Annotated in this window: 18 protein-coding genes; 9 read left to right on the top strand and 9 right to left on the bottom strand. The window is 68.2% G+C overall.

Going from position 1 to position 14,005, the window contains the following annotated elements; genetic code table 11:
- The first annotated feature begins 62 nt into the window (after positions 1-62).
- Positions 63-1,259, top strand: coding sequence for an ROK family protein (locus tag RS85_RS07985; protein WP_046012911.1), 1,197 nt, complete (start codon positions 63-65; stop codon positions 1,257-1,259).
- A 3-nt stretch (positions 1,260-1,262) separates the two neighbouring features.
- On the opposite strand, the gene RS85_RS07980 is transcribed toward RS85_RS07985, so the two are convergent.
- Together RS85_RS07980 and RS85_RS07975 are read right to left on the bottom strand one after the other, a co-directional pair.
- Positions 1,263-2,387, bottom strand: coding sequence for a Gfo/Idh/MocA family protein (locus tag RS85_RS07980; RefSeq protein WP_046012910.1), 1,125 nt, complete (start codon positions 2,385-2,387; stop codon positions 1,263-1,265).
- Positions 2,387-3,193, bottom strand: coding sequence for a sugar phosphate isomerase/epimerase family protein (locus tag RS85_RS07975; protein WP_046012909.1), 807 nt, complete (start codon positions 3,191-3,193; stop codon positions 2,387-2,389). Before RS85_RS07975 ends, RS85_RS07980 begins: the two co-directional genes overlap by 1 nt.
- A 59-nt stretch (positions 3,194-3,252) precedes the next feature.
- On the opposite strand from RS85_RS07975, the gene RS85_RS07970 reads away from it, so the two are divergent.
- The 3 genes from RS85_RS07970 to RS85_RS07960 are packed head-to-tail and all read left to right on the top strand — an operon-like array spanning position 3,253 to position 5,483.
- A complete protein-coding gene (locus RS85_RS07970; protein WP_046012908.1) occupies positions 3,253-3,858 on the top strand; it encodes a TetR/AcrR family transcriptional regulator in 606 nt (201 codons plus the stop codon).
- 9 nt (positions 3,859-3,867) lie between these two features.
- The gene (locus RS85_RS07965; protein WP_046012907.1) at positions 3,868-4,503 is read left to right on the top strand and encodes a DUF4166 domain-containing protein; all 636 of its coding nucleotides are present in this window, start codon (positions 3,868-3,870) and stop codon (positions 4,501-4,503) included.
- The gene (locus tag RS85_RS07960; protein ID WP_046012906.1) at positions 4,500-5,483 is read left to right on the top strand and encodes an epimerase; all 984 of its coding nucleotides are present in this window, start codon (positions 4,500-4,502) and stop codon (positions 5,481-5,483) included. The genes RS85_RS07965 and RS85_RS07960 overlap by 4 nt, the downstream gene beginning before the upstream one ends.
- On the opposite strand, the gene RS85_RS07955 is transcribed toward RS85_RS07960, so the two are convergent.
- From RS85_RS07955 to RS85_RS07945, 3 genes are read right to left on the bottom strand one after another with little or no spacing between them, the layout of a single operon-like run.
- Entirely contained in the window at positions 5,480-5,860 is a 381-nt protein-coding gene (locus RS85_RS07955) for a PLDc N-terminal domain-containing protein (RefSeq protein WP_046012905.1), read from the bottom strand. The genes RS85_RS07960 and RS85_RS07955 overlap by 4 nt on opposite strands.
- A gap of 35 nt (positions 5,861-5,895) precedes the next feature.
- On the bottom strand, positions 5,896-6,825 hold the full coding sequence (locus RS85_RS07950) for an aldo/keto reductase (protein WP_046013052.1): 930 nt from the start codon (positions 6,823-6,825) through the stop codon (positions 5,896-5,898).
- A 20-nt stretch (positions 6,826-6,845) separates the two neighbouring features.
- Entirely contained in the window at positions 6,846-7,076 is a 231-nt protein-coding gene (locus RS85_RS07945; RefSeq protein ID WP_152642365.1) for an XRE family transcriptional regulator, read from the bottom strand.
- 94 nt (positions 7,077-7,170) lie between these two features.
- Between RS85_RS07945 and RS85_RS07940 the strand changes: the two genes are divergently transcribed.
- The 3 genes from RS85_RS07940 to RS85_RS07930 are packed head-to-tail and all read left to right on the top strand — an operon-like array spanning position 7,171 to position 8,547.
- Positions 7,171-7,545 carry a helix-turn-helix domain-containing protein gene (locus RS85_RS07940; RefSeq protein ID WP_235282379.1) on the top strand — a complete coding sequence of 125 codons (375 nt, stop codon included), beginning with the start codon at positions 7,171-7,173 and terminating at the stop codon, positions 7,543-7,545.
- Positions 7,546-7,552: 7 nt separating this feature from the next.
- The gene (locus RS85_RS07935; RefSeq protein ID WP_046012902.1) at positions 7,553-7,936 is read left to right on the top strand and encodes an ImmA/IrrE family metallo-endopeptidase; all 384 of its coding nucleotides are present in this window, start codon (positions 7,553-7,555) and stop codon (positions 7,934-7,936) included.
- A gap of 8 nt (positions 7,937-7,944) precedes the next feature.
- Positions 7,945-8,547: a GNAT family N-acetyltransferase gene (locus tag RS85_RS07930; RefSeq protein ID WP_046012901.1), complete on the top strand. Its 603-nt coding sequence runs from the start codon at positions 7,945-7,947 to the stop codon at positions 8,545-8,547.
- 12 nt (positions 8,548-8,559) lie between these two features.
- Here the strand turns inward: RS85_RS07930 and RS85_RS07925 are convergent, their stop codons facing one another.
- A complete protein-coding gene (locus RS85_RS07925; RefSeq protein ID WP_235282377.1) occupies positions 8,560-8,790 on the bottom strand; it encodes a hypothetical protein in 231 nt (76 codons plus the stop codon).
- Between the two features lie 90 nt (positions 8,791-8,880).
- Between RS85_RS07925 and RS85_RS07920 the strand changes: the two genes are divergently transcribed.
- A complete protein-coding gene (locus tag RS85_RS07920; protein WP_046012899.1) occupies positions 8,881-9,492 on the top strand; it encodes a flavodoxin family protein in 612 nt (203 codons plus the stop codon).
- Positions 9,493-9,755: 263 nt separating this feature from the next.
- Complete coding sequence (locus tag RS85_RS07915; protein ID WP_152642364.1) at positions 9,756-11,606, top strand: S8 family peptidase; 1,851 nt, start codon at positions 9,756-9,758, stop codon at positions 11,604-11,606.
- A 102-nt stretch (positions 11,607-11,708) separates the two neighbouring features.
- Here RS85_RS07915 and RS85_RS07910 read toward each other — a convergent pair whose 3' ends face one another.
- Genes RS85_RS07910 through RS85_RS07900 form a run of 3 tightly spaced genes read right to left on the bottom strand, consistent with a single transcriptional unit; the run spans position 11,709 to position 14,001 of the window.
- Positions 11,709-12,446 carry an SDR family NAD(P)-dependent oxidoreductase gene (locus tag RS85_RS07910; protein ID WP_046012898.1) on the bottom strand — a complete coding sequence of 246 codons (738 nt, stop codon included), beginning with the start codon at positions 12,444-12,446 and terminating at the stop codon, positions 11,709-11,711.
- Entirely contained in the window at positions 12,443-13,213 is a 771-nt protein-coding gene (locus RS85_RS07905; RefSeq protein ID WP_046012897.1) for an SDR family NAD(P)-dependent oxidoreductase, read from the bottom strand. The genes RS85_RS07910 and RS85_RS07905 overlap by 4 nt, the downstream gene beginning before the upstream one ends.
- Positions 13,210-14,001, bottom strand: a complete 792-nt coding sequence (locus RS85_RS07900) for a polysaccharide deacetylase family protein (protein WP_052703480.1) — start codon at positions 13,999-14,001, stop codon at positions 13,210-13,212. Before RS85_RS07900 ends, RS85_RS07905 begins: the two co-directional genes overlap by 4 nt.
- Between the last annotated feature and the right edge of the window lie 4 nt (positions 14,002-14,005).

Here is a 14,005-nt window from a genome sequence, read left to right as displayed (position 1 = left end):
TTCTTCGTAACGAATCCGAAGTCGAATTCCGAGACTCCGAAGTGCTGTGGTTTACTGACGCAATGGTTGACGTTCTGCGGCCCGTCGTCGCGACGAATCCCGGCGCCGGCGAGATCTTCCAGATCCTCCGCGACGGCCACGCGCGCACCAAGGCAGAGCTCGCTGCCCTGACGGGCCTCGCCCGGTCGACCGTGGCGCTGCGCGTGGACGCGCTCCTCGCCGCCGACCTGCTGCGCCCGGCGGGCGAGGCAGCATCCACCGGGGGCAGACCGCCCGCGCGCGTCGCCTTCAACCCGCGGGCGGGACTCGTGCTGGCCGTAGATCTCGGCGCCACCCACGCCACGGTGGCCGTCGCCGAGCTCTCCGGCGTCATCCTCGACGCGCGCACGCGCACGATCGACATCGGCGAAGGACCGGAGACGCTGCTCGACACGATCCTCGCCGACGGGACGGAGCTGCTCGGGCAGCCGTCCGCGGCCGATCTCCCCCTGCTGGGCGTCGGCATCGGCGTGCCCGGTCCGGTCGAGCACTCCACCGGGCGTCCCACCAACCCGCCGATCATGCCGGGGTGGGACCGGTTCGATGTTCCCGGCTACGTTCAGCGCACGTTCGACGTTCCGGTGCTCGTCGACAACGACGTCAACATCCTCGCGCTCGGCGAGCAGGCGACGAGCTGGCCCGCCGTGGACGACCTGATCTTCGTCAAGGTGTCGACCGGTATCGGCGCCGGCATCATCGCCGGCGGTCAGCTGCAGCGCGGCGCGCAGGGATCCGCGGGCGACATGGGCCACGTCCAGGTGCCGACCGGCGCCGGCTCGGCGCGCGAACCGGGCGATGAGCGCGACCTGGAGGCTCTCGCCAGCGGATCCGCCCTCGCCATCGCGCTGCAGGGCGGTGGCCACGAGGTGCAGAGCGCGTCCGACGTGGTCGACCTCGTCCGCGCGGGGAACGCCGCAGCGATCGAGGCCACGCGTCAGGCCGGTCGCGACGTCGGCGAAGTCCTGGCCACCGTCGTGAACCTCCTGAACCCGTCCATCATCGTGCTGGGCGGCAGCATCGCCCGCGCCGGCGAGCACCTGCTCGCGGGCGTGCGCGAGGTCGTCTACCGGCGGTCGATCCCGCTCGCGACGCAGCACCTCGCGATCGTCCAGTCCCAGGCGGGCGACCGTGCCGCCGTGCTGGGCGCCGCGATCATGGTCGCCCGCGAGGTGCTGTCACCCGCGAACGTCGACGGCTACGTGGCGGCGAAGGCGCGCTGACGCTCAGAGCGTGGCGGCGAAGGGGTCGAAGTCAGCATCGAGCGATGCGACCTCGTCGAGCGTGCTCTCGACGGCGACGAAGCCGCGGGACTCCGCCGCCTCCTCGATCGACAGCAGCGTGTCGAGCACATGGTAGCCGAACTCCCCCGTCGCGACATGCGCCCGTCCGGCGGCGATCGACCGCGCCATGTCGAGCAGCCCGAGACCGCGGCCGGTCAGCACACCCTCCTGCGCGACCTCGACGACCTCCTGCGCGACCGGCTCCTGACCGAGCCGGAGCGGACGGGTGATGGTGATGTCGCCCCCGAACGTGTTCGGGTCGGGGATCACGAGCGTGCCCTCGGTGCCGGTGATCTCGACGATCCCCGATCGGATGACGGGCGAGTCGGTGCTGTAGATGCTCTGCGCCTGTGCGCCCTGCTCGAATTCCATCAGCACGCTGAGCGTCGACGGGATCTCGACGGGGAACTCCTGGCCGGCCAGCTCGCCGACCTGCACGCGGCGGGTCGGGGTGCCCTGAAGCCCGAGCGCGGCCACCGAGGCGACCGGACCGAACACGTGCACGAGCGTGGACACGTAGTACGGCCCCATGTCGAGCAGCGGGCCGCCACCCTTCGCGTACAAAAAGGCGGGGTTCGGGTGGAAGATCTCCGGGCCCTGCCACTGGAACGTCGTCTGCGCGAACAGCGGACGGCCGATGTCGCCGCGCGCGATCGCACGCTTGGCGGTCTGCACGCCGGGGCCGAGGACGGTGTCCGGCGCGACGCCGACACGAAGGCCCGCGGCATCCGCCTTCTCCAGCAGTCGGCGCGATTCCTCACGGCTCACGCCGATCGGCTTCTCGGTCCAGACGTGCTTGCCCGCCGCGATGATCGCCTCGGAGACCTCGACGTGCACCGCAGGGATCGTGAGGTTCACGACGATATCGATCTCGGGATCGTTCAGGACCAGATCGACCCCGCCTGCGCGCGGCACGCCGTACTTCTCCGCCTGCGCCTTCGCGCGCTCCTCGATCACGTCTGCGATGGCGAGGACCCGCACATCGGGGAAGGTGGTGAGGTTCGAGAGGTACTGGTCACTGATGTTCCCCGCGCCGATGATGCCGACGCCGACGGTGCCGGCCGCCATCAGCCCGCCACCTTCTCGTCGAGGTACACCCGACTGCGTTCGATCGCCTCGAAAAGGTCGCCCTCGTAGTGATCGAACTCGACGATCGCCAGCTCCAGAGCGGATGCCGCGGCGATCGCCTCGACCAGCGGCACGGACCCGTCACCGGCGGCCACCTGATCAGCCGGCGGGTACGTGTTCGCGTGAGCGGGATCGAGGGTGCCATCCTTGGCGTGCACGGCGATGACCCGGCTGCCGAGACGCTCGAGCAGCGCGACGGGGTCGACTCCTCCGCGCGCGACCCAGTAGAGGTCGATCTCCAGCACGACCCTCTCGTCGAGGAGTCCGGCCAGCACCTCGAGGCCGGTGACGCCGTCGAACACGGCTTCCAGCTCGTGGGCGTGGTTGTGGTATCCGACCCGCACGTCGACGGCGGCGCCGATCGCGGCCGCCTCGTTGAGCAGACGCGCGGTCTCCTCGATCTGCTCGACCGATTCCCAGCGCGCCGGCTCCGTGTACGGGTCGATGACCGTGGTCATGCCCAGCACCTTGGCGGCCGCGAACACCTCGGCGGGCGAGGGCACGGGCAGGGTGGTCCCGCTGCCGTCGGGATTGACGAACGACTCCGAGGCGAGGAACGCGTGGCCGGAGGGGGCGGAGAGGCCGGCGGCGGCGAGCGCCTCGGCGAGCGGTGCGGCGCGACGGACGAAGTCATACGGCTCGACGGCCGTGAACCCGCGCGCGGCGACGGCCGCGAGGGATCCTTCGAGGTCGGCGTCCAGCTGCTCCTTGATCGTGAACAGCTGCAGGGAGGTCGTGATTGTCATGCCAGCACGCTATCACCTAATACCTCCATGTGGAAGTTTTCGTTCGCTAGACTCCGGACATGTCCGACGACGATGAGCGACCACGCCAGCGCGGCGCCTACGCCAAGGGGATCGCGCGACGGCAGGAGATCCTCGACCGCGCGATCGAGGTCTTCGCAGAGCGCGGTGCGGATCGCACCAGCCTGCGGGCGATCGCCCGAGAGGTCGGGGTGACCCATGCCGCGCTGACGCACTACTTCGGGTCACTCGAAGAGCTCCTCGTCGCCGTGTACGAGGAGAGCAACCAGCCCGCGCACCGCCAGGAGGCCGTGCTCGACGACGCGACGCCGGTCGAGAAGATGATCGAGTCGGCGCGCACGAACCGGCAGGTTCCGGGTCTCGTCCAGCTCTACTCGACTCTCGTCGCGACCGCACTCGAGGACGGACACCCCGTGGCTCACGAGTTCGCTACGACCCGGTTCGCCCGCATACGGTCCTACATCGCCGACGGCGTGCGGGAGCAGCAGGCCCGGGGTCGCCTGCGCGAGGATGCCGACCCGGATGCGGTGGCAGCACTCGTCGTGGCGGCATCCGACGGTCTGCAGACGCAGTGGCTCCTCGACGAGTCCGCCCCGCAGCACGAGGCTCTGGCGCTCCTCGATCGGCTGCTGCGACCGCCCGGCTAGGCTCGGAGCGTGACGACCGAGCCGCAATCCCCCTACGAACGGGCACTGGGCGAGCGGCTCCTCGACCTGCATCCTCGCCTGCAGAACTATTTCCGGGCGATCCCCGACGGCTCTGTCGGCGTGGGCGACGGCGTCTTCGACCGCGTCGGCACTCCGCGGCGCTGGCTGTGGCCGATCCTCCGCGTGCTGGAGCGGCGGGGAGTGGTCCCCGCCTGCTGGGAGCACGGCGTGCCGTTCCGCGTCGAGAACCGCACGATCGCCTCGCGCGCGATCGGCGAGCGCACCTTCCAGCTGCGGCGCGGACCGTGGATCATGCGTGACGCCGTCGCCCTCACGCGCCACGGCCGCGTCGTCGACGAGCTCGGCGAGCCCGGACTGGTCGCCGCCTGCTTCGATGTCGAGACCCGCGACGGTGCGTTGGAGCTCACCAGCCGCTCGGTCGGCCTCCGACTCGGCCGTCTGCGACTGCGGATGCCGCGCGCACTGTCGCCGGTCGTTCGCCTCATCGAGCGCTTCGACGACGCCGTCGGCCGCCAGATCGTCGATCTGACGATCGACGCGCCGCTCGTCGGCCGCGTGTACGAGTACCGCGGGCACTTTTGCTACCGCATCGAGAGCATCGAGGAACAGGAGAGCGGCGCATGAGCGCAGGCAAGGTCGTCATCGGCGGTTCCACCGGATTCATGGGCACCTACCTCGTGCCGCGGATGCTCGCCGCGGGCCGTGAGGTCGTGCGCATCTCCCGGTCGGGCGCCGACATCCACTGGGGCGACCAGGAGGCGATCGATCGCGCGGTGGACGGCGCCTCCCTGGTGATCGGCCTCGCCGGGAAGAGCGTGAACTGCCGCTACACGCCCGAGAACCGCGCCGAGATCTTCCGATCCCGGCTCGAGACCACGGCATCCCTGAGCACCGCCGTCGCGCGGGCCGAGCGTCCCCCGGCTCTCTGGGTGAACTCGTCTACCGCGACGATCTACCGGCATGCCGAAGACCGGCCGATGACCGAATCCGACGGCGAGCTCGGCACCGGCTTCTCGGTCGAGGTCGCGAAGGCCTGGGAGCAGGCGCTGTTCGCCGACGATCTGCCGGCGACGCGACGCGTCGCGCTCCGCAGCACGATCGTGCTCGGCCACGGCGGTGTCCTCGAGCCGGTGCGGAACCTCGCCCGTCTCGGACTCGGCGGCGCCCAGTACGACGGCCGCTGGCCCGTCAGCAAGGCGAGGCGCGCGGCCGGCACGGCGCACCTCCCCGGGGCGCGTCGCGGACGCCAGCGGTTCAGCTGGGTGCACATCGAGGACGTCGCGCGCATCATCGACTTCCTCGAGCGCACGCGGGAACTCGAGGGCCCCGTCAACGCCGCCGCCCCGCATCCGGTCGACAACGCCGAGTTCATGGCGACCGTGCGGCGCGTGCTCGGCGCGCGGATCGGGACACCGATGCCGCGGTGGATGCTGGAACTCGGCGCGATCGGCATGCGCACCGAGACCGAACTCATTCTCAAGAGCCGATGGGTGCTGCCCGAGAAGCTCACCGCAGCCGGGTTCGAGTTCCGCTACCCGACGCTGGAACCGGCCGTGCGCGAGTCGTTCGATCGCGGATCGTCCGATTCGGCGATGGCCGCCTAGGAAGCAGACCCCGAGGCCGCGCCGCCCTCGTCGCGGCGGCGCTTCTCGAGCTCCTCGCGAAGCCGCCATTCCTCGATCTCCCGGTCGAGATCGGCCATCTGCTGCTCGGTCGTCCGCACATCCACCGGAGGCGCCGGCCGCACGTCGACCGGTCCCGAGGGGCGCGCCGCGCGTCGCATCCGCGGCATCGAGATCCCGGATCCGCCGTACTCACGGCCGAGCCCGAACCAGAGACCGCTGCCGATCAGCGGCAGCAGGATCACGATGATGATCCACACCATCTTCGGCAGGTGCTTCACCTGTGAATCGTCGCGCGTGATGATGTCGACGAGCGCGACGATCATCAGGACCACGATCAGGATCGAGAGGAACGGCATGAGATCAGGGTAGACGACGCCGGAATCGATCGGCGTTACGGAAGCATGTGGCCGGCGGCGCGGAACAGCTCGTACCATTCGGCGCGGGTGAGTTCGACGTCGGCGCCTGCTGCGGCGTCGCGCACTCGCTGCGGCGTGGTGGTGCCGAGCACGACCTGCATGTGAGCAGGATGCCGGGTGATCCATGCCGTCGCGATCGCGATCGGCGTGACGTCGTGAGCGGTGGCCAGCCGGTCGATCACGGCGTTGAGCTCGGCGTACTCAGGATTCCCGAGGAACACACCGGTGAAGAAGCCACCCTGGAAGGGAGACCATGCCTGGATCGTGATGCCGTTGATGCGGCAGTACTCGACGATGCCGCCGCCGTCGCGGACCACGCTCTGCTCGCTGCCGGCCATGTTCATGGCCACGGGCTGCGCGATGATCGGCGAGTGCGTGATCGACAGCTGCAGCTGATTGGCGATCAGTGGCTGGCGAACGGCCGTGCGCAGCAGGTCGATCTGTCGCGGCGTGTGGTTCGACACCCCGAACGCCCGCACCTTTCCTGCGGCCTCGAGCTCGTCGAAGGCACGGGCGACCTCCTCGGGCTCGACGAGAGCGTCAGGGCGATGCAGCAGCAGCACGTCGATGCGGTCGGTGCGCAGTGCCGCCAGAGATCCTTCGACCTGGGCCATGATGTGCTCGTACGAGAAGTCGAACATCCCCTGGGTCGGCACGATGCCGCACTTCGTCTGCAACACGATCTCGTCCCGCTCGGAGGTGCTGAGCTGCAGGGCGTCTGCGAAGCGCGACTCGCAGTGGTGCATGCTGCCGCCGTAGATGTCGGCGTGGTCGAAGAAGTCGATGCCCGAGTCGCGCGCCGCGGCATAGAGCTCGCGGATGTGCGCGTCGTCCTTGTCATCGATGCGCATCATTCCGGCGACGACGGCGGGGGCTGTGGCGGATCCGAACGGCACTGTCTTCATGCCGACCACGCTACCGCGCGTCAGGGAGCGGTGACCCGGTCATCCGGCATGAGAGACGACACCGGGACGTCGAGCGCGGGGGCGATGTTCGCGAGATCGGCGATCGTGAAGTCCTCGTCCTCACGGAGCTTCGCGGCGAGGAGCGGCACCTCGATTCCCGACTGCTCGGACAGCCATCCCACGGTCCGTCGCGAGCGCCGCAGTTCGGACGCCACCGCCGAAGCCACCAAATGACGCGCTTTCGACCTCATCCGTCGACAGTAGCCCCTTGTGCGCAGACGATCAAGTGTCGGATGAGCCAATATGACGGCATACTGGACCCATCCCGATGCTATGGTGAGCCAGATGGAGACACCTGCCGACCACTTCAACGCCGCCGTCGGCCGACAGCTTCGCGCCGAGATCGCCGCGTCGAGGAGCAGCATCGCCGCGATGGCACGCACCATCGGCATCGCCCGCAGTGCGCTCGACAACTACGTCACCGGCAAGCGGGCGATCCCGGTCCCGGTCGTGTACTCGGTGTGCGCGGCGCTCGATCTGCAGCCTCATGTGCTGCTCTCACGTGCGGAGGAGCGACTCCTCGCCGACGACAGCTCCCCCGGCGCCCGGATCAGCGTGCTCCGGCGCTCGCCCGATGTCGCCGGCCCCCGCCAGAATGTCCCCGAGGTCGCATTCGACTCGCACCTCCGGCACGACGCCGACACGGACGACCTGTACTGAGGGAATCATGCATATGCTCCTCCGCCTCGCTGAGGAGCATGGCGTGCGCATCGTCGAGCGTCCTGGCGCGACCCGAGGCGGCTTCGATCCGGCGTCTCGGACGATCCGACTCGATCCCGGCATGAGCGCCCGCACGACCCGTAGCGTTCTCGCGCACGAACTGGGACACGCTGTTCTCGGGCACACCCTGTCGGCCATTCCGTCCGTGCGCCGCCAGCAGGAGCGCCAGGCCGACGAATGGGCGGCCCGCCTGCTGATCACGGCAGACGCCTACGCGCAGGCAGAAGATGCGCGCGGTCCTCACCTGGCGAGTCTCGCCTTCGAGCTCGACGTCACGATCGAACTGGTGCTGGCCTACCAGCGCCGATTGCGCCACGCCTTGGCTGGTTGAATGGCGGAATGGCTTTCCTCGTCTCCCCCGCACCCCTCACGCTGACCGGCGAACTGGTCGAGCTCCGTCCTCTCGACCGCTCGCACGTCGACGGGCTCATTGAGGCAGTGCAGGAGGGTGACCTGTGGAAGACGGCGTGGTACACCTCGGTTCCCGCGCCGGACGGCGTGGCCGCCGAGGTCGATCGGCGACTCGCGCTCATCGAGAAGGGCGAGATGGTGCCGTTCACCGCCTTCGACACCGCCGGACGCATTCTAGGGCTGACCTCGTACTACGACATCGTCCCCGACGTCCCGCGACTGCACATCGGGTACACGTGGAACCGCCCGTCAGCGCACGGCACGGGAACGAATGCGGAGTCCAAGCTGCTGCTCCTGCGGCACGCCTTCGAGACTCTCGGCGTGTTCCGCGTCGGCCTGACGACCCAGTGGGTGAACTTCCAATCGCGGGCGGCGATCGAGCGGCTCGGAGCGAAGCAGGACGGCGTGATGCGGGCCATCAGCCGCTACCGCAACGGCGCGCTGCGCGACAGCGTCGAGTTCTCGATCATCGAGCCGGAATGGCCGGCGGTGAGAGCGAACCTGGAAACACGGCTCGCCCGGCGGCGCTGAGGCCGCCGACGGTCACTCGGTCGGGCTGCCCGTCCAGTTCTTGTGGCGACGAGTGGCAGAGCCGCTCTGGCGCATCACCCAGGCGAGGGCGAGCATCGTGAGCAGGAGTCCCGCCACGAAGACGATGGCCTGGAAGTCCTCGAGCGACTGGGCGAGCGCCATGACCCAGATGCCTCCGAGGAAGAGGACCAGGAAGAAGATGAAGCTGAGGATCACGAGAACTCCTGTCGTAGCGGCCGTCATCCAGCGTACCGTTCGCGGCTTCCGCTAGCGCACACGTCGCCGAGACGAAACCCCCTGGGCCGTGCTCGGAGGCAGTGATTGCATCTCTGTATGAACGCCCCACTGACAGCTGTCGCGATCTCCTGCACCCTGAAGCCCTCCCCCACGGAGTCGAGCTCCGATCTGCTCGCGTCGCAGCTGCTCGACGCGCTCGCGGATCACGGCGTCACCGGTGGGGTGATCCGCGCGGTCGACCACCTCCTGAGTCCCGGCGTCGAGAAGGACATGGGCGGTGACGACGCATGGCCGAGTGTGCGCCGACGGATCCTGGATGCCGACATCCTCGTCTTCGTCACGCCGACCTGGATGGGACAGCATTCGAGTGTGGCGCAACGCGTGCTGGAGCGTCTCGATGCGGAGCTCAGCGAGACCGACGCACGAGGACGCCTGACTCTGCTCGACAAGGTCGCCGTCGTCGGCATCCTCGGCAATGAAGACGGCGCGCACCACATCGCGGCGATCCTGTTCCAGGCGCTGAATGACGTCGGATACACGATCCCGTCGCAGTCCTCGGTGTACTGGAACGGCGAGGCGATGCAGACCGTCGACTACAAGGACCTCGAGCAGACACCGGAGAAGGTGGCCTCAGCGACGGCCACCGCCGCCCGCAACGCTGCGCACCTGGCCCGGGTGCTGCGCGAGCGCGAGTATCCCGCGAAGTGACGCTCCCGCGCATCTCAGGACGTTCGTCGGGCGAATGTTGACTTCCGTCTAAGTATCGGGAAAGCGGTTGACGCCCCTTCATCGCCATCAATAGGTTCGGTGGCGAACCGCTCCGGCGGATCGATCTCGACAGTGAGTGTTGTCTCCGCGCTCCCCACGCGGCTTCGCTCCTGCTCGAGTCCGCCCCAGCGCGGAGATCGCCGCCCGCACGGGCGGCATCGGGCGTCCCCACGGCGCCTTCCCACCCCAGGAAAGGACACTCCTTGTTCACTGACAACCCGAGGCGCAGAGTGGCGCCGCGAGGGCTCGCCGCCGCAGCGGCCGCCCTCACCTGCGCGTCGCTCATCATGCTGCCGTCGTTCGCGAGCGCGAACACCGACTCCACCGACAGCCCCGATGCGCCGACGATCATCGGCGCGGAATCGGAAGCCGCCGTCGACGGCGAATACCTCGTCGTCCTCAAACCCCAGTCCGACCTCGGCGCCGCGGACGACATCGCCTCAGCCCTCACCGAAGCGGTGGGAGGCGAGGTCGTCGAGGTCTTCAACACCGTCATCGACGGCTATTCCGCGAAGCTCTCCGAAGACGAGGCACTCGCGATCGCGTCCGACGACCGGGTCGATCACGTCGAGCAGGCGCAGATGGTCTACGCGCTGGGCGAGCAGACAGACCCGCCCAGCTGGGGTACGGATCGCGTCGACCAGCGCGGGCAGCCGCTGAACCAGCGTTTCGCGTATCCCGACTCCGCGGGCGCCGGAGTGAACGTCTACGTCGTCGACTCCGGCATCCGTCTGACCCATTCCGAGTTCGCGGGGCGCCTCCGACCGGGGTTCGACGCGATCACGCCGGGCGGCAACGCGAGCGACTGTAACGGTCATGGCACGCATGTCGCCGGCACCGCCGTCGGCTCGACCTACGGCATCGCGAAGAAGGCGACGGTCTATCCGGTGCGCGTGCTCGACTGCAAGGGCGAGTCGTTGAGCACGACGATCCTCACCGGTATCGAGTGGGTCGCCGAGAACGCCGTGCGGCCCGCCACGATCAACTACAGCGTGGGATGCCGCCAGGCATGCTCGATCCCGTCGATCGACGCCGCGGTGAAGAGCATCGTCGCCTCGGGTATCACCTGGGTGTCGGCGGCCGGCAACAGCAATGACGATGCCTGCCGGTACAGCCCGCAGCTCGTGCCGGAGACGATCACGGTCGGCAACTCGACCCGCACGGATTCGAAGGCGCCCTCGAGCAGCTGGGGCCGTTGCCTCGACGTGTGGGCGCCGGGCTCGGAGATCATCTCGTCGTGGTTCACCGGAGACACGGAGGCCCGGTCTGCGACCGGGACGTCGATGGCCGCTCCCCATGTGACCGGCGCGACCGCACTGTACCTCAGCGCCAACCCGTCGGCCACGCCGGCGCAGGTGCACGCCGCGGTCGTCGACAACGCCACCCCTGGCACGCTGACCGGGCTCGACACCGCGTCGCCGAACCGGCTGCTCTACACGGGCTTCCTCAACCGCACCACGAACCCCGCCCCGACCGCGGTCGATCTCGCGGCGATCGCGAACAAGACCGGCACCGTCGGCCAGCCTCTCAGCGTGTCAGTCAGCGCGACCGGAGGCACCGCGCCGTACTCGTTCTCGGCGACCGGGCTTCCGGCGGGTCTCGCGATCGATGCCAAGACGGGCACGATCTCGGGCACACCCACCGCGGCCGCCGTCTCGGCGATCACGGTGACCGTCCGCGACTCCGCGAGCCCCGCCTCGAGCGACACCGCCACGTTCACGTTGACCGTGACGGGGGGCGCCACGACGCCCGCCCCGAGCACCTGCACCGGCACCTCGGTCGGTGCGGGCACGCTGACCGCAGGCCGGCAGGCGGCCTCGCCGTCGTTCACGCGTGCCGCCGGGGCGATCGAGGTATGCCTCGATGGTCCGAGCGGTGCGGACTTCGATGTCTACCTGCAGCGGAACTACTCGTTCTTCGGGTGGATCACTGTGGCTCAGGGCACGTCGGTCAATCCTGATGAGAAGTTCGCGTACAGCGCGAGCGCCGGGACCTACCGAGTGGTCGTCAAGGCCGACTCGGGCTCTGGCGCGTACACCGCGACCGTGAGGTAAGCGCGAGACCAGGACAGCGGATGCCGCGGGGCTGTCAGCCCCGCGGCATCCGCTGTCCTGTCTGCGGCATCCCGATTCTCCGTGAGAGGCGATCGTCCGGTGCTATTGCGCCCGCTCGCCACCATCAACGGGGATGACCGCGCCGGACACATACCTGGCGGCATCGGAAGCGAGGAAGATACAGACTTCCGCAACCTCCTCGGGTTCGCCGATGCGACCAAGCGGTACGGCGGCACGAAAGAATTCGTCAGCTGCCTGTTCGTCTGCAGTGATCGTCGGCATACCCGTGTTGATCACACCCGGCGCGACGGCGTTCACTCGAACGCCCACCCGCCCCCACTCGACGGCCATCTGTCGTACGACCGCTTCTATAGCGCCCTTCGAGGCGGCGTACGCGGGACTCGGTTCGTCCAGGTACCCACGCTGCGCGGCGATGCTCGACAGCAACGTGATGCTCCGGTCGCCTCCTGTCCTGAGGTGCCGAGCGGCCTCTCGCGCCACGAGGGCACTTCCCCGAGCGTTCACCCACATGACGTGGTCCCACTCGTCTGGGACCAGATCAATGCTCCGGCCGACCCGGTAGATCCCCGCACAATGAATCAGTGCGTCAAAGCCATCGGGCCACATTTCCTGGACCGCAACGAAAGCCGACTCGATGGAAGACGGGTCCGCGACATCACAAGAAACGCTGAGCGCGATCGACGAGGTGAACGGGACCACGTCCATCCCGGCAACGGTCCACCCCCGGGTGCTGGCCATCTCAGCGACTGCCCGACCAATGCCGGATGCGGCACCGGTGACCACCAGCCTCTGGTCGTCGGACCTACGTGATGCACTCATGAAAGAATCGCCCCTCCATTGACATTGAGGGTCTGACCTGTGATGTAGTCGGCGTCACTGGACAACAGAAACGCGATTGCGGCAGCGACGTCTTCACCGCTCCCGTGGCGCCCCAGCGGGATTCGACCGCGAACCAGTTCGGCTTGTTCTTCCCAAGATGTCCCTGAGCGCTCGCTTCTGGCGACGAGCTCCTCCTTGTGCATCTCCGTCATCACATAGCCGGGAGAGACCGCGTTGACGGTGATCTCTGGCGCCAGTTCGAGCGCGAGCGTATGTGTCAGGCCGATCACCGCATCCTTCGAGATGATGTACGCCGCCGCACCCGGCACTGGCTGCTGGGCGAAAAGTGATCCGATCAACACCGCGCGCCCCGTCGTCTGTGATTGACGGATAAGGGGAACGAATGCGCGGATGACGGCGAGACTGCCGAACAGATTCACCTCCATCACCTGCCTGACAGCGTCTTCCGGGGTTTCCAGGATCTCGGTCGAGGGACCGCCGACCGCGACGTTGGCTACGACGGCATCTACTCGCCCGAATTTCTCCCTCGTCGCTGCAACGGCAGCGTCGATATCCGCCTGCGCGGTGACATCTGCCCGCACGCCGATGGCGCGCGATCCACTATCGTCCAGGCGGGCCGCCACTTCGTCGATGTTTGCGGCAACGTCGATGAGGACCACGTTCCAGCCGTCCCGCAGCAGACGGCTGGAAGTTGCTTCTCCGATACCTCGCGCCGCCCCCGTCACGACCACAACCTTCCGGTTCATTTTCCTGCTCCGTTGACGGTGCGCGCAGCTGCTTCGCGGGCGGTGAGAGTCGGGACTCCGCGGTCGTTCACGAGCTGCAGGAACTGCCGCAGCATGCGGACTCGCGACGGGCGTCCGATGATCTGCGGGTGGATGGTGAGAGTTACTGTCCCTCCGAGGTCCCAGATGGCTTCGGCTTCCTCCGCCCAGATGTTCAACACCTCCGACGTGCTGCGGATCGTCTTGTCCCACGAAGTCGAATCGAACCAGAAGTGGGGAGCGTCATCGAGGAGCCAGTGCACGGGGAGCTCGTTCAGCGCATGCGAGTCGTGGCGGAACGGGTGAACGGCACTCATCAGGTTGGACGAGTATTCGAACTGATGGGACTCGAGCAGGTCGAGCGTATGAGGGCTGAAGTCCCACGACGGCGAGCGGTAGCCGACGACATCGTCGCTGAAGCGCCGGAGGATGGAGAGCGCCTCCGTCAACTCCCGTTCTTCTTCGTCCCGGCTCAGAGTGTCCGGAGACCTGTGAGTGAGCCCGTGGTGGCCGATCTCGCTCCCGGAAGCCGAGATCGCTTCGACGGCTTCCGGGTGACGAAGCGCGTCACGGCCGCAGATGAAGAAAGTGGTCGGGATGCCCATGTCGGCGGTCAGTTCCAGGAGCGCCGGGACCCCGAACTGCACGCCATACGTGGCTTGCGAGAGAACGCCGGGACGAGCAGCGTTCGCGTCGGACTCGGCGAGCCAGAGCTCTTCCGCGTCGAAGTCGATCGTCAGGGCGAATGCAGGTTGGTGATGATCGTTCACAGGA

This window comes from Microbacterium sp. SA39 (assembly GCF_000967865.1).
Lineage (GTDB): Bacteria > Actinomycetota > Actinomycetes > Actinomycetales > Microbacteriaceae > Microbacterium.
This window is presented reverse-complemented; position numbering and strand designations above follow the sequence as displayed.